Origin of the sequence: Bacillus sp. JKS001846, from assembly GCF_900176455.1 — a bacterium.
In the GTDB taxonomy this organism is placed as follows: Bacteria; Bacillota; Bacilli; order Bacillales; family Bacillaceae_G; genus Bacillus_A; species Bacillus_A cereus.
The window spans coordinates 2,461,458-2,482,933 of sequence record NZ_FWYG01000001.1; the positions used below are offsets into that span (position 1 = coordinate 2,461,458).

Below are 21,476 nucleotides of genomic sequence, written 5' to 3' on the forward strand. Positions count from 1 at the left end.
TAGTGAAAGGCCTTTCACCATCTTATCACCTAGGGGGCAATCATAATGAAATTTTTGTCTTACCTTACAGTAATTTTGGTGATTCTTGGCGGTTTGAATTGGTTATTGGTAGCGTTAGATTACAATGTAGTTGAGAAATGGTTTGGTTCTATGCCGGCGCTTGTGGACACTATTTATTGGCTCATTGGTCTTTCTGCTATTTATCAAATTTTTGATCGGTTCTTTACGAACGACTAGCTATTATTCTTTCATTATTAGAGTGTTAAGTACGATTATGTACTTAACACTTTTTTATATGTCCATAAAAAAGTCTGCACTTGCAAGCGATTCCATCGCGTCTTGCGCCGTAATAATAGAAAACAAATTGACCGTATATTATATTTTAGGTTATAATTCAGAAAGTTTAAAAATTAATAAAAATGAGAAATAGGGAGGTTATGAGGGTAATGGAGAGAGTCTATAATTTTTCAGCAGGACCATCAATACTCCCTTTGCCAGTTTTAGAGAAAGTGCAAAAGGAGCTTGTAAATTATAACGGGACAGGCATGTCTATTATGGAAATGAGTCATCGATCTTCTTATTTTCAAAGTATTATAGAGGAAGCGAGTAACTTACTTCGTGAATTAATGAGCATCCCTGATGAGTATGAAGTTTTATTTTTACAAGGCGGTGCATCATTACAATTCTCTATGATACCACTGAACTTAATGAATACGTATAAAAAAGCTGGATACGTACTAACTGGCTCATGGTCTAAAAAGGCACTACAAGAAGCCGAAAAAGTTGGAGAAGTACAAGTAATTGCTTCTTCCGAGCAAGAGAAGTTTACTACGATTCCTAAACTGGACGGTTTACTAAGCGATGAAAAACTAGATTATGTACATATTACAACGAATAATACAATTGAGGGGACAAAATATGTGGATATTCCACATATAGAAAGAGTGCCGCTCGTTGCGGATATGTCTTCAAATATTTTGTCAGAACAATATGATGTTTCGAAGTTTGGTCTTATATACGCAGGGGCGCAAAAGAATTTAGGACCAGCGGGCTTAACGATTGCTATTATAAAAAGAGATTTAATTGGGGGAGCAGATCGCTCTTGTCCGACAATGTTAAATTATGAAACTTACAGTAAAAATAACTCCTTATATAATACACCGCCATCCTTTAGTATTTACGTAACAAAACTTGTACTAGAGTGGTTGAAAGAGCAAGGCGGAGTATCTGCGATTGAAGAACAAAATAGAATGAAATCTTCACTTATTTATCATTTTTTAGATGAATCTAAATTGTTTACTTCACCAGTTGATCCTGCGTATCGATCACTTATGAACATTCCATTTACAACACCGTCAGAAGAACTTAACAATGAGTTTTTACAAAAAGCGAAGGAACGCGGCCTTGTTACGTTAAAAGGACATCGCTCAGTTGGCGGTATGCGTGCCAGTATTTACAATGCGATGCCAGCACACGGCGTAAAACGATTAGTAGATTATATGAAGGAATTTGAGCTTGAGAATAGATAGGGAGATGGGGATATGTTTCGTGTTCAAACGTTAAATCAAATTGCAGAAAAAGGTTTGCAAGTTTTTACTGAAGAACGTTATGAAGTAGGAGATAGAATCAATCATCCAGATGGAATTTTGCTTCGTAGCTACTCTCTACATCAAGAAGAGTTTTCAAAAGACTTAAAGGCGATTGCAAGAGCTGGCGCTGGTGTAAATAATATTCCTGTCGAGCGATGTACAGAAAAAGGAATTGTAGTATTTAACACGCCGGGGGCAAATGCAAACGCTGTAAAGGAACTCATTATTGCCAGTCTTATTATGTCTTCACGTAACATTATTAATGGTGTAAGTTGGACGAAAAACTTAGAGGGTGAAGAAGTACCACAGCTTGTTGAATCAGGAAAAAAACAATTTGTTGGATCAGAAATTGCAGGGAAACGTCTAGGTGTTATCGGACTTGGCGCAATCGGTGCTTTAGTTGCGAACGATGCGTTAGCGTTAGGCATGGATGTTATCGGATATGATCCTTATATTTCAGTTGAAACAGCTTGGCGTCTTTCTACACATGTGCAAAGAGCATTTAGCCTTGATGAAATTTTTGCAACGTGTGATTATATTACACTGCATATTCCTCTTACGAATCAAACGAAGGGGATTATTGGGGAACACGCTGTAGAGAAGATGAAAAGAGGGATGCGTCTATTTAATTTCTCTAGAGGAGAACTTGTAGATGAAAAGGTTCTTCAAACAGCATTAGAAGAAGATATTATTACACATTACGTAACGGATTTCCCGAATGAAAATGTAATAAAGATGAAAAATGTAACAGCGACGCCTCACCTTGGTGCATCAACGTCTGAATCGGAAGAAAATTGTGCAGTAATGGCGGCGCGTCAATTACGTGAATATTTAGAGACAGGAAATATTCGTAACTCAGTAAATTATCCAAACGTAGAATTGCCGTATATCGGAAAGAAACGAATTACAATTATGCATCAAAACGTCCCGAATATGGTAGGGCAAATTACAGGATGCTTAGCGGAACATCATATTAATATTGCCGATATGATTAATCGTAGTAAACATTCTTGGGCATACACAATGATTGATATCGATAACGGAATTGATGATATAATAAAAGAGAATATTGTAGAAAATATAAGCAAAATTACAGGTGTTGTAGCCGTTCGAATGATTGTGTAAAGGAGAGAGGAATGTGGCAAAAATACGACCGTTTCGGGCCATTCGTCCAGTAGAGGAAAAAGCGGCACAAGTGGCAGCTTTACCGTATGACGTATTAAATAGTGAAGAGGCAAGGGAAGTTGTAAAAGGGAATCCATATTCTTTCTTGCATGTTGATAAAGCAGAAATTGATTTAGATCCTGAATTGTCACCGTATGATGATCGCGTGTATGAAAAAGCGGGCGACAATTTAAAGCAATTTATACGAGAAGAAGTGTTCATACAAGATGAAGAGCCAGCGCTATATATTTATGAACTGACGATGCAAGGAAGAACGCAGTCAGGCCTTGTCGTTTGTACATCTATTGATGAGTATGAAGATGATACAATTAAAAAACATGAAAGAACACGTCATGAAAAAGAACTAGATCGTATTCGCCACGTAGATGTGTGTGACGCAAATACAGGTCCGATATTTTTAACTTACCGTACAAAAGATGAAGTAAAGCATTTAATTAGAAGCTGGAAAGAAGAGCATGCGCCAATTTATACATTTACAGCAGAAGACGGTGTTAAGCATGTTGCGTGGAAGATTGCAGATGAAGATGTAATTACGACTTTAGTAAACGCATTTGAAGATATTCCTAATCTTTATATTGCAGATGGGCATCACCGTTCTGCATCAGCTGCAAAAGTAGGACTTATGAGAAGAGAACAATATCCAAATTACACAGGAGAAGAGGAATTTAATTTCTTCTTATCGGTTCTATTCCCTCATGATGAATTATCGATTTGGGACTATAACCGAGTTGTGAAAGATTTAAACGGTTTATCAGAAGAACAGTTTTTAAAACAAATCAAGCAATACTTCTATGTAGAAGAAGCACCTGTTTCTCCGTATAAACCAAATGAACCAAAAGCATTTGGAATGTATGTAAATGAGAAGTGGTATAAGCTTACTGTGAAAGAAGAAACATTTGATGCGAATGATCTTGTTAGAGGTTTAGATGTATCTATTCTGCAAGATCATTTATTAAGCCAAGTACTTGAAATACATGATCCGCGTTCTGATTCACGCATTGATTTTGTTGGCGGAATACGGGGGCTAGAAGAACTAGAACGCCTTGTGAACAGCGGCGAATACAAAGCAGCATTCGCATTATATCCGACATCTATGGAAGATTTATTAGCAATCGCAGATGCCGGAGAAGTCATGCCGCCGAAATCAACGTGGTTTGAACCGAAACTGCGTAGTGGGTTGTTTGTTCATTCTTTAAAGTAAATATTGACTTCTATAGTTTTGAAAAACCGAAATGATTTGAGTTTCGGTTTTTCTTATTTTGGCTCAGTTAACGTTTAATGTTGATTTTCATGTTAAGATTGAAATATGTAACAGCAGGTCGCTACAAAAAAATGGAGGAAATACGATGAAAATGCATCTTCAAAAAAGTTTTTATGTTGAATTGAAAAATGCAATTCGTTGTCATTATAACGAACTTTTAACTAGGTTCGGTGTTGACACAATATATGGGTACTCCATATTAACAGACGATTGTGTCAATAGCATTGGACCAGTGGCTAATGAAGAAAGACTAATCAAAGTTAATAAATCGGACCCTTTATACAATTATTATAGATACGGAGCTGTTGAGTGGAGCGAATGGGACGATTTTGATTCTTCGAACGAAATCATGATTGAATCAGCTCGATTGCTTAATACATTAAAGACATACGAAGAATATGCTTCAGAATTTGCATAAGAATAAATATAAGTAAAACTGCTCTCTATAAGAGGCGATTTTCATTTGATCGAAAGTCACCAATTAATAGTAACTATTCGTTGTGACGTAACAATTGAACAATTAGAACCTGATGAAAAAAACGTACAAAGATAATTGCGATGTTTACATGTGTGAATCAAGTTGGAAAAGAAGTTATGAAGGGAAGTTTTTCGGGGATTATTCTTTAGTAGGAGAAGTAATGAATAAGTGGGTTCTCCATGCCTCTCAGGCTTAGCGTTTTAATTCCCCCATAACGTATATTCTGTTCTTTTCTTAACTATTAGAAAATAGTTGAATAAGCTCGTCAACAAAAAGGACATTCCGAGTATTACAAGAAATGTCCTTTCTGCTAAAATGTAAGGTATTTTGCTAAAATTCAAACTCTAAAATCAGTTTACTAGTTTGACCTGTAAACTGATAATTATAGGACCCTCTCAGATTTTCTAAGTTACCGGTAGCTTTAATAATTGTTCCTGGGGAATCTAAATTTCCTTTATCAAATATTCCTTGCTCTATAGCTGTGAATGTCCCTTGTTGCCCCTTATAAATTCCTTCAAAGTGTAAAAATCCAGAAATTTTAGCCGTAGCCAAGTGACCATCATTTATATTTGAGTCTAGATAATATAATAAGTATTCAACAAAAGCTTTTCCTTTTAATTCTCCATCAATATCATATTCAACATGGGCAATATTAATAGGGAAATCTTTTCTAGTATCATCAATTAGTTTTTCATCCCATTTACTTACTGTAAATGTTACTTCCATACACGTAAATCCCCCTTTATCATTAGATAAGTAATCTCCATATCATTTAAAAAGTACTAATTCACAGTCATATCTTATAGGAGTGTTTTTATTTATTTGAGCCCTGTCATATCGTTATCTTATCTCAGAATCACCTGCGCCTCCCCATGAAGGACTTACTGTTGTCACGGTGTCTTCTGCTTGTAACCTCTTTGGTTTTATTAACATGTTAACTCCGCTGCTACAGAATGTAATGGACTACGATTATACAAACTGTATCATTGAAATACATGATGTATGACATTAGTTTCTTCATCATCAATCCGTTTACCTGCTGGGATTCAAGAATTCAGTCTTAGTGTTGAATATAGGAATAACCTATTTATATTTGAAAATCAAAGTATGCAACATTGCATGAGGAAAACGGTTGTTATTTTCACTACCTGTAACTATAATGATTACAGGTTGGTCGATACCAATCAAAAAAATAAAATCATCGTGAATGGAGATGTTTCATAATGGGTATGAAAAAATTAATTTTAGCAGGTGCTTTAGGGATCGCAGCATTATCAGGAACAAATTTACCAGGACTAGAAGTAACAAAAGCGAGTGCAGCTTCTATTGAATCGAATTTCTCGACGTTAGAAGGACAAGTAGTAGAAGTAGATAACGGTGTAATTGTTGTAAAATCTAAGCAATATGAGGAACCGGTTAGTGTGTATATTGATTCACTTTCAAATGTGAAAGTAGGAGATGAAGTAAAAGCTACTGGATCTATGATGCGTAATTTTACAGAATATATGGTTGCAACTGCAGTTGAAAATACAACAAACAAGTTAGGTATGCACATGAAAGAAGATGGCTCACCTAATTATGTAATTGGAGAAGTATCAAAAGTAGGAACGATGGAAGATGAGGGAGACGGTGCTACTAAATATGTTGTAGTTGAGTATCCATCGCTAAATGGGAAGAAAGCTATTATTGATGTTTTCTTAACAAAGGGACAAGTATTTAATGCGGGTGAGAAAGTGAAAATTGATATGAAGTATGTAGGGTGGGGCGGAAGTTCTATTAATTGGAACACAGTTGACCATATTGAAAAAGTTCATGAAGCAAAGACGAACGCTGAAAATAATGATGGTGTATGGATTTGGTCTTAATTAAAATCCTGTAAATAACAAATGTATCATGTAGTATCCAGCAAATGGTGATGTGTATGACCATTTGCTGGATACTTTTTTGCTTTGTATTTTTTGAGAATAAGGGATATCCGACTAGAATATGATGTTTAAATCGGAGCGAGTTAAAAAATACAATAATGAAAGAGGTGTTTATATATGGAGCGAGATGAGAATTATTTACGAGCTAAAAAAAGAGTGGAGAATTTAAAAGCGTTTTACATTCATTTAACGGTCTATATATTAGTTAACTTAATGCTTTTTTTCATAAATATAAGCTCTGATTCAAGTAAATTATGGTTTTTATATCCACTTGGAGGTTGGGGGATTGGTATCGTTATACACGGTTTAACAACTTTTCCATTTGGGATATTCGGAAAAGAATGGGAAGAACGAAAAATTAAAGAGTATATGGAGAAAGATAAGTGAAAAAATCAGAGATTTATGAATATAAATCTCTGTGAGCACACGTTTGATGCGAAGCCTATTCTATAGCTTCGCCTATTTGTTTTGTACTCGAAGTTAATGCGAGTACGTGTTCCTATTCATTTTTAGCATGAATTGCATGTGAAATCAAAACTTTAGTTGTAGTACATAATAAATACAGTTATTTTACTTTCTTAATTACAAGTGGATATAGGATAAAGTTGATTTATCATCCTATATTAAAATAAAAAACAAACCACTGTTCGATTTGAATATTCCACGATATAATGGTGAGAGTTTATGACAGAATAAATATTTACATAAGAAGTGAGGTACTGTATGAAAAAAAGAACGACAGACATTATTTTTATTATTATTGGTGCATTTCTTTTTGCTTTAGGTGTCAATTTATTTGTTATCCCGAACGAGTTTGGTGAGGGTGGGGTAACAGGTATCACGATTATTACGTACTATTTATTTGAATGGTCACCAGGTTTAGTTAACTTAATTTTAAATGCGATTTTGTTAATAGTCGGTTATAAATTTTTAAATAAAATCACAACAATTTATACGATTATCGCTGTAGTGACTAACTCGCTATTTCTTCATTTAACAGAAGGCTGGACGATTGCTTCGGATGAAATGCTTGTAAATGCCATTTTCGGAGGAATATTTATCGGGTGTGGTATTGGTCTTATCATTCGCGTTGGCGGAACAACTGCAGGTACTACGATCTTAGCAAGGATGACACATAAATATTTAGGCTGGAGCATTAGCTACGGTCTACTGTTCTTCGATTTAATCGTTGCATTTTCATCTTATTTCATCATTGGTGCAGAAAAACTGATGATAACAATTATTATGCTATATGTAGCAACGAAAGTGATGGAATTTGTAATTGAAGGGTTAAATCCGAAGAAGGCTATTACGATTATTTCTGATAATCCAGATGAAATTGCCGGGAAGGTGACAACCTTAATGGGGAGAGGGGTTACCGTGTATTCAGGTCATGGCTATTACACGAAAACGCCGAAGGAAATTCTTTATGTTGTTATTAATAAGCAAGAAGTAGTGAAGTTAAAGCGGATTGTTCAAACTACGGATCCGGCGGCGTTCATCGCTATACACGATGTTCGTGATGTGTTCGGAGAAGGGTTTGTTGATATTTCGAAGGCTTAGAAATTGTTTTTGATTAAAATAATCTTAATACTAAAACGTAAGAATCTATTTTGAATAATCTTTTTTCAAAATAGATTCTTTTTCTTTTTCTTTTTCTTTTTCTTGCAAAAAATCCAATTGTTTCTTAATGTAGTGATGTAGAAGGATGAACGAGAGAGGGTTTAATGAAGATGATACATATTTTATTAGCTGATGATGATAAGCATATTAGAGAGTTGTTGCATTACCATTTACAAAAAGAGGGGTTTAAAGTTTTTGAAGCAGAAGATGGAAAGGTAGCGCAAGATGTTTTAGAGAAGGAAAATATTCATCTTGCGATCGTAGACATTATGATGCCGTTCGTTGATGGCTATACGTTATGTGAAGAAATCCGGAAGTATCATGATATACCGGTTATTTTATTAACGGCGAAAGATCAGTTAGTTGATAAAGAAAAAGGATTCATTTCTGGTACGGACGATTATATCGTAAAACCATTTGAACCAGCTGAAGTGATTTTCCGTATGAAAGCTTTATTACGACGTTATCAAATGCTGAGTGCAGATATTATTACGTTGCACGGAACGACAATTGATCGAAAAGGTGTAGAAGTAAAGTGTAACGGTCAAACAATTTTGCTTCCTTTAAAGGAATTTGAGTTATTATCACAACTTGCTAGTTATCCTGGAAGAACATTTTCAAGAGAAGAGCTAATTGAATTAGTATGGGGAATGGATTTTGAAGGAGATGAACGAACAGTTGATGTTCATGTGAAAAGGCTGCGAGATCGTTTCTCAAAACGAACGGATGATTTTCAAATTACAACAGTGCGCGGCCTCGGGTATAAGTTGGAGTTGAAATAAGATGAAATCACTATATTCTAGATTTGTATTTATGACGGTCGGCATTATGCTACTTAGTAGTATTATCGGCTTTTTATTAACGAACGTATATTATCAAGTGAAGTTAAAACCATATAACAGTGAAAAGATTTTAAAGTATGCGGAAGAAGTTAAATCGTTATATGAAAAGCAAAGTGAAGAAAATCAAGAGACGTATTTGCATTCTATTGCAAAATTAGGGTATGAGATTTACATTGTTGATGATCAAAAGAATGGAAAGCGTATCGGTAATGCGTTTCGTAAGACGACAATAAGTGATGATACCGTTCATAAAGTATTGCAGGGGGAGACATTTAATGGTGTTTCTACTTATCCAACGCGCCTCTTTATTACAGGTTTTTTCGATAATGAATTAATTAATAGCGTCGGTGTCCCAGTACAACACGGTGATAAACAGTACGCTTTATTCATTCGCCCTGACGTTCAACAACAATTCGGCGAGATGAGAATTTTTCTAGCGGTATTATTAGGGTTTATCGTACTATTAAGTATTATTTTTATAGCGATTGCAGCAGGTTACATCGTTCGCCCAATCCGTAAATTTACGAAGGCTACGCAAAAAATTGCGAGTGGGGAATATGAAATTGAATTAGATGTAAAACGAAAAGATGAAATAGGAACGTTATCTACAAGCTTCCAAAAGATGACGAAGAGTATTAAAGAACTAGATGAAATGAGACAAGAATTCGTTTCGAACGTTTCACATGAATTTCAGTCGCCACTTTCTTCCATACAAGGTTTTTCAAAGACGTTGCAAACAGAAAAGATGAGTGAGGAAGAAAGAAATCATTACTTACAAATTATTGAGGGTGAAAGTAAGCGAATGTCTAGTTTATGTAAACAGTTACTTACGCTCGCTTCATTAGATAAAGAGGAAAAGGTTCTACAAATAAGAGAATTCAATCTGCAGAAGCAAATTAAAGACGTCATTTTTATGCTTGAGTGGAAATGGCGGGAAAAAGATATCGCCGTTGAATTTAATGTGCCAGATATCACTATAAAAGGTGATGAAAACTTACTTCATCAAGTTTGGAGTAACATTTTCACGAATAGCATTAAGTTTTCAAACGATGGTGGAACGATTGAGTTTTTCGTCGAAGAGTTAGAGTCTAGTGTCATTATTTCTATATCAGACAACGGAATCGGTATGGAAAAAGAAGAAATGGATCGTATTTTTGACCGTTTTTACAAAGTAGATACAGCAAGGACGAGAAACGTAGAAGGTAGCGGTTTGGGATTGTCGATTGTGCAGAAGATTGTTGAACTGCATCATGGAAACGTTTCGGTGTATAGTACGAAGGGGGAAGGAACGACCGTCCGGGTGGAGCTTCCGAAATAGATGGAAAGAAAGAGGCTGTTTCGGAACTGCCTCTTTTTTGTCGTTTTATGTCGGCAAGTCGATATAATCGGAAAATCGCTGATATAATTTGAGTTGCGCCGATATAATTCGAGTTGCGCTGATATATTTGAAAAATCGCTGATATAAATTTCACGTACTCCCATTTCTGCTATAAAGCCACACCTTTCCCGCGCTCAAAAAGTATCAGATGTAATTTAATTTCCCCTCTGTAATCTTCTGTTCATATTCCGTTCATATTTCTTTTTTATGATAAGTGCATAGAAAGAAAGAGGAAGGAGCGAGCGAAATGTTTTTAGCTCTGCGTGAATTGAAACAATCAAAATTAAGATACGGATTAATCGGACTGATTATGGTGTTATTATCATTTTTAGTTCTTGTTATTTCAGGATTAGCAAATGGACTATCATATGATAATGCTTCATCGATTCAAAATATGGAGGCAAATAAGTTCGTTTTAGCAGATGATGCGGAAAATAAATTACTTCGTTCACAAATTAAGAAAGACGATGTAGATAACGTAGTCAATCAAGTAGGCGAGAAAGAGGCCGTTCCGTTTCGTGTAAAAGTTTCAACATATGAAAAGAAAGATAGTTCGAAAAAAGTGGATGTCGCTATTTTCTCAAGTGAACGTGATTCATTTTTAGAACCCAAAATTGTAAAAGGTGAGAAATTAGGTACAGCAAATAACGAAATGGTTGCTGACGAATCAATTAAAGAAAAAGGAATTAATATTGGAGATACAATTATTGATCCTGTTTCAAAGAAAGAATTTACAATCGTTGGATTTACGAAAGATCAAATGTTTAGCCATACACCAGTCGTTTATGTAAATGAAGACGTATGGGGTGCTATTTCACAACCAAACCAAAAAGATTATAGTGCAATTGCACTTAACACAGATAAAGAGATTAAAAATGCACACGTAATTGACAAAAAAGAAGTGCTACAAAGTATTCCAGGATTTAAAGAAGAACAAGGAACATTAACGATGATCATTGCGTTCTTACTTGTTATCGCTGCATTACTAATCGGTGTATTCTTCTACGTTATTACACTGCAAAAAACACAGCAATTAGGTGTATTAAAAGCAATCGGTACAAAGAACTCGTATTTAGCAAATAGCTTAGTCGTGCAGGCGTTATTCTTATCAGTCGTTGCGATGGTAATCAGTATCGTTCTTGTACAAGGGTTAGAACAAATTTTACCAGCAGGTATGCCGTTCTTATTAACAACACCGATGATTGCGCAATATGCAGCAATCTTTATCGTAATTAGTATTTTAGGAACACTTATTTCGTTATACCAAGTATTAAAAGTTGATGCATTAGAAGCAATTGGAGGCGGGATGTAATGACTTCATTATTAAAATTAGACAAAGTAAGTAAAGTGTACGGAGAAGGGAATACGGAAGTAACAGCCCTTCATCCGATATCGCTTGATGTGAAAGCCGGAGAATTTATCGGAATCGTCGGTCCTTCTGGATCAGGAAAAAGTACGTTATTATCAATCGCGGGTGCATTATTATCACCGTCAAAAGGGGATATTTACATTCGCGAGCAAAATATTACGAAGCTATCAGAAAAGGAAATGACGGACATTCGTTTGAAAAAAATCGGCTTCATTTTCCAGTTCGCAAATCTTGTTCCATATTTAAATGTAAAAGAACAATTGCTTTACATTGCAAAGCTAAAAAAAGAAAGTAAACAAGAATCCGAAAAGCGTGCTGATCATTTATTAGCAGCATTTGGATTAGGAGAAAGAAAAAATCATTATCCAAATCAACTATCTGGCGGAGAAAAACAAAGGGTAGCAATCGCTCGTGCGTTCATGAACAACCCAGATTTAATATTAGCGGATGAACCAACTGCAAGCTTAGACTCAAAACGCGCACGTGAAGTTGTTGAAATGATGAAACGTGAAGTGAAAGAGAGCCAAAAAGCAGCAATTATGATTACACATGATGAAAGAATGCTGGATGTATGTGACCGTATATTGACGCTTCGAGATGGACAATTAATATAAAGAAAAAGGGCCAACCGTACATGCAGTTGGCCTTTTGTATAATTGTTTTTAATAAGTATAATGGCTTTATTTTGAGAATAACGTTTTAATTTTATTACGAGTAAGTAATAAAACACCGCCTAATACAGATAGCATTCCTAGAGGCATATTGTTTGATTGCTCGCTACCAGCGTTAGGAAGTTCTTTAGCGTTATTGTTTTTAGTACCATTATCTGCTTGCGTTTGTTTAGACTGTGATACTTCATTAATCTTGTTGTCAACATTTTGCTTCGTTGTATGTAACTCAGCTAATTTGTCGTCAATTTTTTTCTCAGTATGCTTAAAGTCGTTGATTTTAATATCTAAGTCTTGTTTTTTCTTTGATAAATCATCTGAAACAGTTTGTTTCGATTGTTTAATTTCGTTAATTTTATTTAGTAAATCTTCTCTAGCCTTTTGTAATTCAGCTAGTTTGTTTTTTACATCTTGTTTAGCTAGTTCTAAGTTAGCGGAAAGACTGTCTAAATTGCCTTTAATTTTCTTAAGTTCCTCTAACGTGTTACCAGTATTCGGCTTGTTTTCTTTTAGTTCAGCGAGTTTATCCTCAGCAGTTTGTTTCGCTTTTTTTAACTCAGCTAATTTTTCATCTACTTGTTTTTTAACTTCCTTAAGTTCATTAACCTTTTGATCAATGTTCTCTTTATGTTGCTTCATTTCATTCACTTTTTCATCGACAGTTTGTTTATGTTCTTTAATCTCATTCACTTTGTTATCGATATTTTGCTTATGTTCTTTTACTTCAGCAACTTTATCTTCTACTTGTTTTTTATGCTCTTTAATTTCAGCGATTTTATCTTCGGCAATTTGTTTGTCTTGCTGCAGTTTTGCATCTAGTTCTTGTTTATGCTGTTTAACTTCGTTAATTTTTTCATCAGCAACTTGTTTACGTTCATGTAGTTCATTCACCTTCGTATCAACATTTTCCTTAACTTTGTTAAGTTCGTTTAATGTTTGATCCACGTTTTCTTTTTGTTGCTGTAATTTCGCATCTAACTCTTGTTTATGTTGCTTAATTTCAGCTAATCGATCTCCTGTACTTTGCTGGGGAGTAGTATCATTTACTTCCGCATGAGCAGAGTTCGCGCCAGCAATCATTGCTAAAGCTAGTGTAGACGCAGCGATTGTTTGTTTTGTTTTCATATTTTTGTACCTCTTTTCTTTCATATGCATGAACTGTTTTGTGTAAAAATGAGCATATAGAAGTAGATTCTTCCATCATTATATACCATCTGCGCCGTCTAGAGGAAGTATTTGCATAATAATCTATGATTATGTAATTTTTATAATCTCTTATTTTGGAGTAGGGGATAAATCTTTAGCTAGATGAACAATTTCTTCAATAGTAAAGCTTATATCTTTATTATTGCGAATAACAAACAAATAATCAGCCTCATTTTCTATAGGATCTACCACATCATCGTGAAGTGATTCAGTTTATTGTCGATCAAATACTTCTTTGAAACTAGAATATCCACCTCTAAAAATATTGGTACTTCGCGTGCTTCGAGCCACTCTTTCGTAAAGTACATCATCTGGAATGTCAAAATGAACGAGTATGCGTACATATTCATTCTGTGGAAATAATTCGTTTAGTAAATATAACCTTCCATTTTTACTGCGATTGGAGTTACTAATAATAAGGTGTAAATTTGTATGTTCTTTCGCATAATCAACAATGAATTTTGAAAGACCGTGCTTAAATGTATTAGGGCCTTTAGCCGGCTGTAATTTTTCGTAATGCGTGTTAATAAATTCAGCTTGATTATCTTGATCCATAACGAAAGAGTGGGGTAACTCTTTTTCTAATGCTCTTGCAAATGTAGTTTTTCCACTGTGTGTTTTTCCAACTGTAATGATGACTAATCTTTTCATGACGCCCTCCATTTGTATTGTTATGAACTGGAATATTCGGTGTAGATCGAAATCTTCCTGCTAGAGATTACACAAATTGTTGAGCGTTAGTAGGCTGAAAACTTGACAAAAAAACTTATTTATTCTATAATTTACCAATATAAAAATAAAGTGTATAATAGGGTTCTCCTGGCCAGGGGAACCCTATTTTTGTTGTAAAAATGAAGGAGAGTGTATGGACGTGAAACAAGGTGAAGCAAGTGTAACGTCGTTAGTATCAGCTTTCAGCAGGGCATATCATAGTGAATTTGATAATCCGAAGGTCTTTGATGATTATATCGCTAAAGAATTCATATCGCCAAAAGAACGTAACAATATTGAAACGAACATGGTTCAAGGGATTCACTTTTTCAATACAGACATTGCAGAGCGGTTTCAAGACAATCCAAAAGAAATATTAAAATGGATTACACAAGTTCAGTTATCACCAACACCTTTAGCACGTGCCGCATATTGTGAAAGAGTATTACTACATGAAATTACATTAGGAGCGAAACAATACGTCATACTCGGTGCAGGCTTAGATACGTTCAGTTTTAGAAACCGAGAGTTAGAGAATAAAATAGAAATATTTGAAGTGGATCATCCTTCTACGCAGGCGTTTAAGAAGGAAAGAATAAAAGAAGTAGAACTTGAAGTTCCAAATAACCTTCATTTTGTTTCGATGGATTTCACGAAAGGATTTTTCTATGAGCAGTTACGGAATGAAGGATTTGAAAATAAAAAGACGTTCTTTAGTCTATTAGGTGTAACGTACTATTTAACGAAAGAGGAACTTTCTAGTTTAATAGAATGTTTATTTGAGGTGGTTCCGGCAGGAAGTTCTATCGTTTTCGATTATCCCGATGAAAACTTGTTTACGGAAAAGGGACTGTCCAATCGAGTTGAAAATATGGTAAAAATGGCTGCGGTAGGCGGAGAACCGATGAAATCATGTTTTTCTTATGCCGAAATGGAAGCACTGTTAGAGAAGGCGGGCTTACTCATTTATGAACATTTATCGCCAGAAGACATAAATAAATTATATTTTGAAGGACGAAACGATTATTTGAAAGCTTTTGAGACAGTGCATTATGTGCATGCGGTGAAAAGGTAGGAAATTAGTAGGCATGGGGAGGAATCTCTGTGTCTTTTTTTATAAAAAAGGAAATGAGCTGTAGTGGTGGAAAATATAATTATAAATATATATAAATTAATGTTTTGTAGAAACTAAAGGAAAGGGGAAATAGAAGATGTTGAAATTACAAGGGAAATACAATGAAGCAAAAGTGTTTACTACGAATGTAGAAAAAACTGCAGCAGGTCAAATTATTGATCTTTGTAACCAAGAATTCGTAAAGGATAGCAAGATTCGTATTATGCCAGATACACATGCGGGTGCAGGTTGCACGATTGGGACAACAATGACAATTCAAGATAAGATTGTTCCTAATTTAGTCGGGGTTAACTAATCGGCTCAGACTTTAAACTACTCACTCAATTGACTGGGAACCCTAACGATAAAAGGCGAGGGCAATCAGCAGCCAGTGGTTATGGTGACATAATCGAATGGTTCAGAGACTTGTACCATGTTAGCAGACTAAGGTACAGAATTATTCCTCATCTATTTTGAATTGAAGAGGAATAATTAATACGGTGAGCCTACAGTAGAGACTGCATATCTCGATGACTGTAGAGAAGGTATAGTCCACTCTTTCAGGAAACTGAGAGGTAAGTACGATATTGGTTGTGGCATGGAAGTTGTTATGATTAATAAGAAAAAAGAGGAAATCAACTTCGATCACTTAGACGAAACGATACGTAAATTTGTCCCAAGTGGTTTTCGTATTCGAGATAAGGAACATAGATTTTCAAAAATGATTGATTTTGATAGTGTAAGAGCCCCGTTTACATTGCAACGTGCTCAAAAAAGTATTGGTACACTTGGCGGGGGCAATCATTTTGTCGAACTGAATGAGGATGATAAAGGAAATGTATACATTGTCATTCATAGTGGTTCGCGTAATTTAGGGAAACAAGTAGCAGAGTATTATCAAAACTTTGCTTACGAGCAACTTATAAACGTTAAATCTATTAAAGAAGAACTGATTGAGCGTTTAACGAAAGAAGGTAGACAACAAGAAATACATGAAGCTTTACGTGAAATTAAGAAACCGGTGATTCGCAAAGAATTAGCTTATTTAGAAGGACAAGGATTTAAAGATTACATGAATGATATGAAAATTGCACAAAAATATGCAGAGTTAAATCGTAAGGCAATGATTGATGAAATCGTCACTAAAATGGATTGGAAAGTAACCGATCAATTCACTACAATTCATAACTACATCGATATGGAAAATATGATTCTACGAAAAGGTGCTATTTCAGCTCAGAAAAATGAACGAGTAATCATTCCAATCAATATGAGAGATGGTTCAATCATTGCATTTGGTAAAGGAAATCCAGATTGGAACTTTTCTGGCCCTCATGGAGCAGGGCGTATTATGAGTCGCAAGAAGGCGAAAGAAGTACTTAACTTAGAGGATTTTCAAAATACAATGACAGAGGTTTGGACTACATCTGTTGCAGAAAGTACTTTAGATGAAGCACCAATGGTATATAAGCCAATGGATGAAATTATTGAGAATACAAAAGAAACAATTGATATTAAACATATTATTAAGCCACTTTACAATTTTAAGGCTAATTAAAAGAGGAGTAACGTTTATTAAAGAAAGAAAACTTGAAAAGATAGCATATTTTGTGGCGGTTATATAACAGAGATTAAAAAGACAACATATTAAACTAAGAGATTCATCATATTCATTTACATTTATGTAATGTTAAAGACTAGAAAGCTAGATTGGCGCGAATTGCTAATTGTGGAGTGTGTAGAAAAGACAAAATCTCTTAAAAAACACTTAATTTTTTATTCCATTAATCTTTACAATCTCCCCCTATAATGTGAATTGGACAAGCACCTAAGAGAAGCAGAACATGTCAGTTGGTACATTCTATTATTAGGGGGAGAATTTGTATGAAAAAGACAGTTGCTTCGTTAGCAGTTATGGTGGCATTATTACCGACATTTTCAGCACATGCGGAAGGGAAAGAGCAAGTTCGAAAATCAGCTACAACTTTTAATGTTATTAGTGACATTCAAGGTGATTTAGGAGATTTTGATCACGTATTAAAAGATATGAATAAAGTAACGCCACTTTCTAGAGCGCTTATTATGAATGGGGATATAACGTCGACTGGACAACAGTCACAATATGATGATGTAAAGCGTGTGTTAAATAAAAATAAGCATCCGGAAAATGTATGGTCTACTGTTGGGAATCATGAGTTTTATGCTGGTAAATGGACAGCAGATGGGAAACTCTCTCAAAGTACATGGCCAAATGGTGTAACTGAGGAAACTTTATTTAACCGCTATCTGAAATTTAGTGGACAAGAAAAGGTATATCATAAAAAAGAATTAGATGGCTATCCACTTTTATTTTTAGGAACTGAAAAATATATGAAATACCACGATTCAAAAATGTGGGATGAAGTATATATGAGTGATGAGCAATTAGGTTGGTTAAAACAAAATTTAGAAGAGTATAGTCAAAAAGATAAAAATAAACCAATCTTTATTTTCTCTCATCACGTTTTACCTGATACAGTATCTGGATCAAGACAATCACCATATTTACAAGATTATTTAAACGTGGATAAATTGTACGATATATTAAAAGACTATCCGCAGGTTGTTTTCTTCACGAGTCATACGCATTGGGATTTAAACTTACCTGACTGGGCTGGTAAAAAGAAAATTAAAGGTGGAGATGAAAAAGGTTTCACTGTTGTAAATACGGGCGGGATTGAAACAGGCTGGATGTCAGCAGGACCAAATGGAGGAGAGAAAACTGCTCCAGATGGCTATTCATTTAAACAAGGGTTACAAGTGAAAGCATATGGTAACGATGTAATTGTGACAGCTTACGATTACAAACGTGATAAGGATATAAAGAAGTTATTAATTAGTGATTCAAAAATTGCGCAGATGACACCAAATGTAACGGCAGATGATAGTAAAAATATAATTGTCGGTGCAACTGAATATATGGAGTATTCTATAGAAGGAACGAATGAGTGGCATACGTATAGTAAAGCAAACCCTCCGAAATTTGATGGAGATAAAGTCGTATACGTACGTCATAAAGGTGAAATGAATTTAGAGCCGGGATTAACGCAGTTACTTCGTTTTTCGGTAAATAAGTGATTGGAGGGAGTCTGCATTTGAATGTGTGGGCTCTTTTTTTGTTGATGAGAAAGGGGGTGCCTGTCTGTCGTTTTTTTGTCGATAGATCGATATATTAAGAAAATCGTTGATATATTGCAAGTTACGATAGATATATTTGAAAAATCGTTGATATATTGAAAGGAATGAACGATATATTTGAAAAATCGTTGATATAAATTTCATGTACCGTAATTAAGTTAAAATCATTAATACGGTTTTACTTATCAAAATGAAATTCTAATACATTTTTAACCGAGAAAGATGACTTCACCATTTTTACGTGTAATAATAGTAACGTTACATATATTGTGAAAGAAGTACAAAAGGAGCGTTACAATGAATTTAGCTAAATTCCCGAGAAAAAAATATACAGAATCATATACACCAATTGAAAAGTTAAACAACTTTTCTGAAGCACTTGGTGGCCCGACTATTTATTTTAAACGAGATGATTTACTTGGTTTAACAGCTGGTGGCAATAAGACGAGAAAATTAGAATTTTTAGTTGCAGATGCACAGGAAAATGGTGCAGATACGTTAATTACAGCTGGTGGTATTCAGTCAAATCATTGCCGCCTGACACTGGCAGCTGCGGTAAAAGAAAAAATGAAATGTATCCTTGTATTAGAGGAAGGGCTTGAGCCAGAAGAGAAGAGAGACTTTAACGGAAACTATTTCTTATATCACTTATTAGGTGCTGAAAATGTCATTGTTGTACCGAACGGAGCAGATCTTATGGAAGAAATGCATAAAGTAGCACAAGAAGTAAGTGAAAAAGGTAATACACCATATGTAATTCCAGTTGGTGGATCAAACCCTACGGGTGCTATGGGATACGTTGCTTGTGCGCAAGAAATTATGGCGCAATCATTTGAGCAAGGAATTGATTTCAGTTCAGTTGTTTGTGTAAGTGGTAGCGGCGGTATGCATGCTGGTTTAGTTACTGGTTTTTCTGGAACACAAAGCCATATTCCTGTAATCGGGATTAACGTAAGTAGAGGAAAAGCTGAGCAAGAAGAGAAAGTAGCAAAACTTGTAGATGAAACTTCAGCACATGTTGGTATTCCAAACTTTATCTCGCGCGACGCTGTTACATGCTTTGATGAATATGTAGGACCAGGCTATGCGTTACCAACGCCGGAAATGGTAGAGGCAGTTCAGTTACTTGCGAAAACAGAAGGTATTTTACTTGATCCAGTGTATACAGGTAAGGCAGTAGCGGGATTAATCGACTTAATTAGAAAAGATAAATTTAATAAGGAAGACAATATTTTATTCGTACATTCAGGTGGTTCACCAGCTTTATATGCGAATACTTCTTTATTTGCGTAAGTGTAAAAAGCATTGGGTATCCAATGCTTTTTTGTTATATACTGGAATTATCTAGAGGTGGGAGGATGATATGAATTCAAATTTAAAATGGATTATATATACGGTACTCGGCATTTCTATTCTATTAATCTTATTTGTGGCTTATGGGGTGTATTCGTATTTTATATTTTAAAAGCGTAATGGAAGTGAACCATAATGTAATGTATGTTATAGTTTGATATGTTAATTACTTACAATACTTTCTACAAGGAGAATACATAATGAGAGCAAAGAAACTAGTAACGTTAGCAGTTCCATTTATGCTGTTAGTCGGATGCGAGGTAGGAGATAAAGATTCTACTCATAAGACTGAGCAAACTAGTAAAGCAATAACGAAAACAGTAATTTCTGAACAACAGTATCCGTACTACATATGTGAGCAAGTGGTAGAGTTCCAATTTAAGAAGGATGAACTATTACTAAACTTAGGAGAATCCTTAAAGGACAAAGAAAAAGCAAAAGCTGTTTTAAAAACATCAAACGAGATAGATAAAATTTTAGACAATATGGAACACATAAAAGTACCTGATACATACAAAGACATTCACAAATCCATACAAGAAGGGGTAACAGAGGCAAGAAAAGCAACGAAGTTAATTAAGGATGCTGGTAAAGAAGATAAACAGAAGATTCAAGAAGCTACAATGAAAGGTACTGAATTTTTATCAGGTGTAGACGGAGAGCATTGGAAAAAAGCAATTTATGAGTTATCACAGGAAAACAAAGATGCTTATAGTAAGGCACTTGATAAGAAAGTAAAGGAGCACTCAAAGTAAAACAGTAACTTGTAACAATACATATCCATCTAAAATTTCCGCGAATGCTATGCTAGGAAGTTAGGTGGGAGATTACTGTCTTTAAATGTGGTTGATTAAAGCTACAGCCACATTCTCCTGTTCTAATTAACTAAAAGAAGAACTTCCCCATCCCGATTAGACTACTGATCATTCCTATTCCACTCATGGTGCCTTTTCCTGCTGTAAGTAAGTTTCCAAGCATTCCTAGCTGACCGTAACCTCCGTTATTCCCCCATCCCATGGGACTTATCTGTCCTCCCCATCCCATGGGACTTATCTGTCCTCCCCATCCTGGAGAGTTTCCGAAAATACCCCCGTTATTGGTATTGAATTTAAAAGCCTTAGCTGGCGGCGATAGTAAAGCTGCGAGATGACCTTGTGCGAACATCCCTGTATGATTGAATGGTTGCGCCCAGGGGAAGGGAGGTTTTTGAAAATTAAAACCTGCATGACCTGGTAATGGAGTCCAATTAGCAGGGTGACCTTGTGGTAGTATCTCTGCATAATTAATTGGCTGCTGCCCCCAAGAGAAGGGAGGAGGTTGGGGATTGAACCCCGTATAATTGGCTGATGAATCCCAACTAACTGGATAGACTCGGTAACTCCAATTCTCAGGAAGCTTCAAATCATTCATTACCTCAGATGTAGTTATTTCGGGCTGTGAATATAATGAAATTTGGTTAGTATATTGTTGCCCATTTCCCTTTGAATTCAAATACCAATATTGGTCCATACGCTTATTCTCCTCACTTTAAAAATGTAATGTTAGACTTAGCCTATGTAATATTCCTTTTTATGGATGGTTACATAACTAGATCTAC

Annotated in this window: 21 protein-coding genes and 1 pseudogene; 18 read left to right on the forward strand and 4 right to left on the reverse strand. The window is 35.2% G+C overall.

Features of this window, described 5'->3' with window-relative positions; all coding sequences use genetic code 11:
* The first annotated feature begins 45 nt into the window (after positions 1 to 45).
* The 5 genes from B9A45_RS13335 (at position 46) to B9A45_RS13355 (ending at position 4,453) form a co-directional block, all read left to right on the forward strand.
* The gene (locus B9A45_RS13335; protein ID WP_000670805.1) at positions 46 to 237 is read left to right on the forward strand and encodes a DUF378 domain-containing protein; all 192 of its coding nucleotides are present in this window, start codon (positions 46 to 48) and stop codon (positions 235 to 237) included.
* A gap of 209 nt (positions 238 to 446) precedes the next feature.
* The gene (serC, locus tag B9A45_RS13340) at positions 447 to 1,529 is read left to right on the forward strand and encodes a 3-phosphoserine/phosphohydroxythreonine transaminase (protein WP_000442941.1); all 1,083 of its coding nucleotides are present in this window, start codon (positions 447 to 449) and stop codon (positions 1,527 to 1,529) included.
* Between the two features lie 12 nt (positions 1,530 to 1,541).
* Entirely contained in the window at positions 1,542 to 2,714 is a 1,173-nt protein-coding gene (locus B9A45_RS13345) for a 3-phosphoglycerate dehydrogenase family protein (protein WP_000490230.1), read from the forward strand.
* 13 nt (positions 2,715 to 2,727) lie between these two features.
* Positions 2,728 to 3,975 (forward strand): DUF1015 domain-containing protein, encoded by a 1,248-nt coding sequence (locus B9A45_RS13350; RefSeq protein ID WP_001063069.1) that lies wholly within the window; start codon positions 2,728 to 2,730, stop codon positions 3,973 to 3,975.
* Between the two features lie 145 nt (positions 3,976 to 4,120).
* Entirely contained in the window at positions 4,121 to 4,453 is a 333-nt protein-coding gene (locus B9A45_RS13355) for a DUF4303 domain-containing protein (protein ID WP_084064125.1), read from the forward strand.
* 390 nt (positions 4,454 to 4,843) lie between these two features.
* Here B9A45_RS13355 and B9A45_RS13360 read toward each other — a convergent pair whose 3' ends face one another.
* Positions 4,844 to 5,239, reverse strand: coding sequence for a DUF3224 domain-containing protein (locus B9A45_RS13360; protein ID WP_000454079.1), 396 nt, complete (start codon positions 5,237 to 5,239; stop codon positions 4,844 to 4,846).
* Between the two features lie 497 nt (positions 5,240 to 5,736).
* Between B9A45_RS13360 and B9A45_RS13365 the strand changes: the two genes are divergently transcribed.
* From B9A45_RS13365 to B9A45_RS13400, 7 genes are all read left to right on the forward strand, one after another.
* Positions 5,737 to 6,378, forward strand: a complete 642-nt coding sequence (locus B9A45_RS13365) for an ATP F0F1 synthase subunit alpha (protein WP_084064126.1) — start codon at positions 5,737 to 5,739, stop codon at positions 6,376 to 6,378.
* 177 nt (positions 6,379 to 6,555) lie between these two features.
* The gene (locus B9A45_RS13370; protein WP_000438994.1) at positions 6,556 to 6,825 is read left to right on the forward strand and encodes a 2TM domain-containing protein; all 270 of its coding nucleotides are present in this window, start codon (positions 6,556 to 6,558) and stop codon (positions 6,823 to 6,825) included.
* 336 nt (positions 6,826 to 7,161) lie between these two features.
* Entirely contained in the window at positions 7,162 to 8,001 is an 840-nt protein-coding gene (locus tag B9A45_RS13375) for a YitT family protein (RefSeq protein ID WP_000747492.1), read from the forward strand.
* A 164-nt stretch (positions 8,002 to 8,165) separates the two neighbouring features.
* Positions 8,166 to 8,843: a response regulator transcription factor gene (locus tag B9A45_RS13380; RefSeq protein WP_000781961.1), complete on the forward strand. Its 678-nt coding sequence runs from the start codon at positions 8,166 to 8,168 to the stop codon at positions 8,841 to 8,843.
* Position 8,844: 1 nt separating this feature from the next.
* Positions 8,845 to 10,221, forward strand: a complete 1,377-nt coding sequence (locus B9A45_RS13385; protein WP_000839528.1) for a sensor histidine kinase — start codon at positions 8,845 to 8,847, stop codon at positions 10,219 to 10,221.
* A 307-nt stretch (positions 10,222 to 10,528) separates the two neighbouring features.
* The gene (locus tag B9A45_RS13395) at positions 10,529 to 11,593 is read left to right on the forward strand and encodes an ABC transporter permease (RefSeq protein ID WP_058839540.1); all 1,065 of its coding nucleotides are present in this window, start codon (positions 10,529 to 10,531) and stop codon (positions 11,591 to 11,593) included.
* The gene (locus B9A45_RS13400) at positions 11,593 to 12,264 is read left to right on the forward strand and encodes an ABC transporter ATP-binding protein (RefSeq protein ID WP_000202587.1); all 672 of its coding nucleotides are present in this window, start codon (positions 11,593 to 11,595) and stop codon (positions 12,262 to 12,264) included. The genes B9A45_RS13395 and B9A45_RS13400 overlap by 1 nt, the downstream gene beginning before the upstream one ends.
* 66 nt (positions 12,265 to 12,330) lie before the next feature.
* On the opposite strand, the gene B9A45_RS13405 is transcribed toward B9A45_RS13400, so the two are convergent.
* Together B9A45_RS13405 and B9A45_RS13410 are read right to left on the reverse strand one after the other, a co-directional pair.
* Complete coding sequence (locus B9A45_RS13405; RefSeq protein WP_058839541.1) at positions 12,331 to 13,443, reverse strand: LPXTG cell wall anchor domain-containing protein; 1,113 nt, start codon at positions 13,441 to 13,443, stop codon at positions 12,331 to 12,333.
* A gap of 150 nt (positions 13,444 to 13,593) precedes the next feature.
* A pseudogene (locus B9A45_RS13410) lies at positions 13,594 to 14,175 on the reverse strand (ATP-binding protein).
* Positions 14,176 to 14,389: 214 nt separating this feature from the next.
* On the opposite strand from B9A45_RS13410, the gene B9A45_RS13415 reads away from it, so the two are divergent.
* The 6 genes from B9A45_RS13415 to B9A45_RS13450 all read left to right on the forward strand — a co-directional run bounded on the left by B9A45_RS13415 (position 14,390) and on the right by B9A45_RS13450 (position 20,634).
* Complete coding sequence (locus tag B9A45_RS13415; RefSeq protein ID WP_084064127.1) at positions 14,390 to 15,310, forward strand: class I SAM-dependent methyltransferase; 921 nt, start codon at positions 14,390 to 14,392, stop codon at positions 15,308 to 15,310.
* A gap of 136 nt (positions 15,311 to 15,446) precedes the next feature.
* Positions 15,447 to 15,665 (forward strand): RtcB family protein, encoded by a 219-nt coding sequence (locus B9A45_RS13420; RefSeq protein ID WP_000916240.1) that lies wholly within the window; start codon positions 15,447 to 15,449, stop codon positions 15,663 to 15,665.
* Positions 15,666 to 15,947: 282 nt separating this feature from the next.
* Positions 15,948 to 16,907, forward strand: coding sequence for an RtcB family protein (locus B9A45_RS13425; protein ID WP_000454390.1), 960 nt, complete (start codon positions 15,948 to 15,950; stop codon positions 16,905 to 16,907).
* A 326-nt stretch (positions 16,908 to 17,233) separates the two neighbouring features.
* Entirely contained in the window at positions 17,234 to 18,466 is a 1,233-nt protein-coding gene (locus B9A45_RS13430) for a DUF4073 domain-containing protein (RefSeq protein WP_084064128.1), read from the forward strand.
* A gap of 357 nt (positions 18,467 to 18,823) precedes the next feature.
* Positions 18,824 to 19,819, forward strand: a complete 996-nt coding sequence (locus tag B9A45_RS13440; RefSeq protein WP_001046619.1) for a D-cysteate sulfo-lyase — start codon at positions 18,824 to 18,826, stop codon at positions 19,817 to 19,819.
* A 260-nt stretch (positions 19,820 to 20,079) separates the two neighbouring features.
* Complete coding sequence (locus tag B9A45_RS13450) at positions 20,080 to 20,634, forward strand: hypothetical protein (RefSeq protein ID WP_001201801.1); 555 nt, start codon at positions 20,080 to 20,082, stop codon at positions 20,632 to 20,634.
* Between the two features lie 130 nt (positions 20,635 to 20,764).
* Here the strand turns inward: B9A45_RS13450 and B9A45_RS13455 are convergent, their stop codons facing one another.
* Positions 20,765 to 21,388 carry a hypothetical protein gene (locus B9A45_RS13455; protein ID WP_084064130.1) on the reverse strand — a complete coding sequence of 208 codons (624 nt, stop codon included), beginning with the start codon at positions 21,386 to 21,388 and terminating at the stop codon, positions 20,765 to 20,767.
* Positions 21,389 to 21,476 lie beyond the last annotated feature (88 nt).

Bases quoted from the DNA above. Each gene is read 5' to 3' on its own strand.
- B9A45_RS13395 (WP_058839540.1), top strand. From the start codon at position 10,529: ATGTTTTTAGCTCTGCGTGAATTGAAACAATCAAAATTAAGATACGGA.
- B9A45_RS13335 (WP_000670805.1), top strand. From the start codon at position 46: ATGAAATTTTTGTCTTACCTTACAGTAATTTTGGTGATTCTTGGCGGT.
- B9A45_RS13440 (WP_001046619.1), top strand. From the start codon at position 18,824: ATGAATTTAGCTAAATTCCCGAGAAAAAAATATACAGAATCATATACA.
- B9A45_RS13455 (WP_084064130.1), bottom strand. From the start codon at position 21,388: ATGGACCAATATTGGTATTTGAATTCAAAGGGAAATGGGCAACAATAT.
- B9A45_RS13370 (WP_000438994.1), top strand. From the start codon at position 6,556: ATGGAGCGAGATGAGAATTATTTACGAGCTAAAAAAAGAGTGGAGAAT.
- B9A45_RS13385 (WP_000839528.1), top strand. From the start codon at position 8,845: ATGAAATCACTATATTCTAGATTTGTATTTATGACGGTCGGCATTATG.
- B9A45_RS13355 (WP_084064125.1), top strand. From the start codon at position 4,121: ATGAAAATGCATCTTCAAAAAAGTTTTTATGTTGAATTGAAAAATGCA.
- B9A45_RS13415 (WP_084064127.1), top strand. From the start codon at position 14,390: ATGGACGTGAAACAAGGTGAAGCAAGTGTAACGTCGTTAGTATCAGCT.
- B9A45_RS13405 (WP_058839541.1), bottom strand. From the start codon at position 13,443: ATGAAAACAAAACAAACAATCGCTGCGTCTACACTAGCTTTAGCAATG.
- B9A45_RS13345 (WP_000490230.1), top strand. From the start codon at position 1,542: ATGTTTCGTGTTCAAACGTTAAATCAAATTGCAGAAAAAGGTTTGCAA.
- B9A45_RS13375 (WP_000747492.1), top strand. From the start codon at position 7,162: ATGAAAAAAAGAACGACAGACATTATTTTTATTATTATTGGTGCATTT.
- B9A45_RS13450 (WP_001201801.1), top strand. From the start codon at position 20,080: ATGAGAGCAAAGAAACTAGTAACGTTAGCAGTTCCATTTATGCTGTTA.
- B9A45_RS13360 (WP_000454079.1), bottom strand. From the start codon at position 5,239: ATGGAAGTAACATTTACAGTAAGTAAATGGGATGAAAAACTAATTGAT.
- B9A45_RS13420 (WP_000916240.1), top strand. From the start codon at position 15,447: ATGTTGAAATTACAAGGGAAATACAATGAAGCAAAAGTGTTTACTACG.
- B9A45_RS13365 (WP_084064126.1), top strand. From the start codon at position 5,737: ATGGGTATGAAAAAATTAATTTTAGCAGGTGCTTTAGGGATCGCAGCA.
- B9A45_RS13400 (WP_000202587.1), top strand. From the start codon at position 11,593: ATGACTTCATTATTAAAATTAGACAAAGTAAGTAAAGTGTACGGAGAA.
- serC (WP_000442941.1), top strand. From the start codon at position 447: ATGGAGAGAGTCTATAATTTTTCAGCAGGACCATCAATACTCCCTTTG.
- B9A45_RS13425 (WP_000454390.1), top strand. From the start codon at position 15,948: ATGGAAGTTGTTATGATTAATAAGAAAAAAGAGGAAATCAACTTCGAT.
- B9A45_RS13430 (WP_084064128.1), top strand. From the start codon at position 17,234: ATGAAAAAGACAGTTGCTTCGTTAGCAGTTATGGTGGCATTATTACCG.
- B9A45_RS13380 (WP_000781961.1), top strand. From the start codon at position 8,166: ATGAAGATGATACATATTTTATTAGCTGATGATGATAAGCATATTAGA.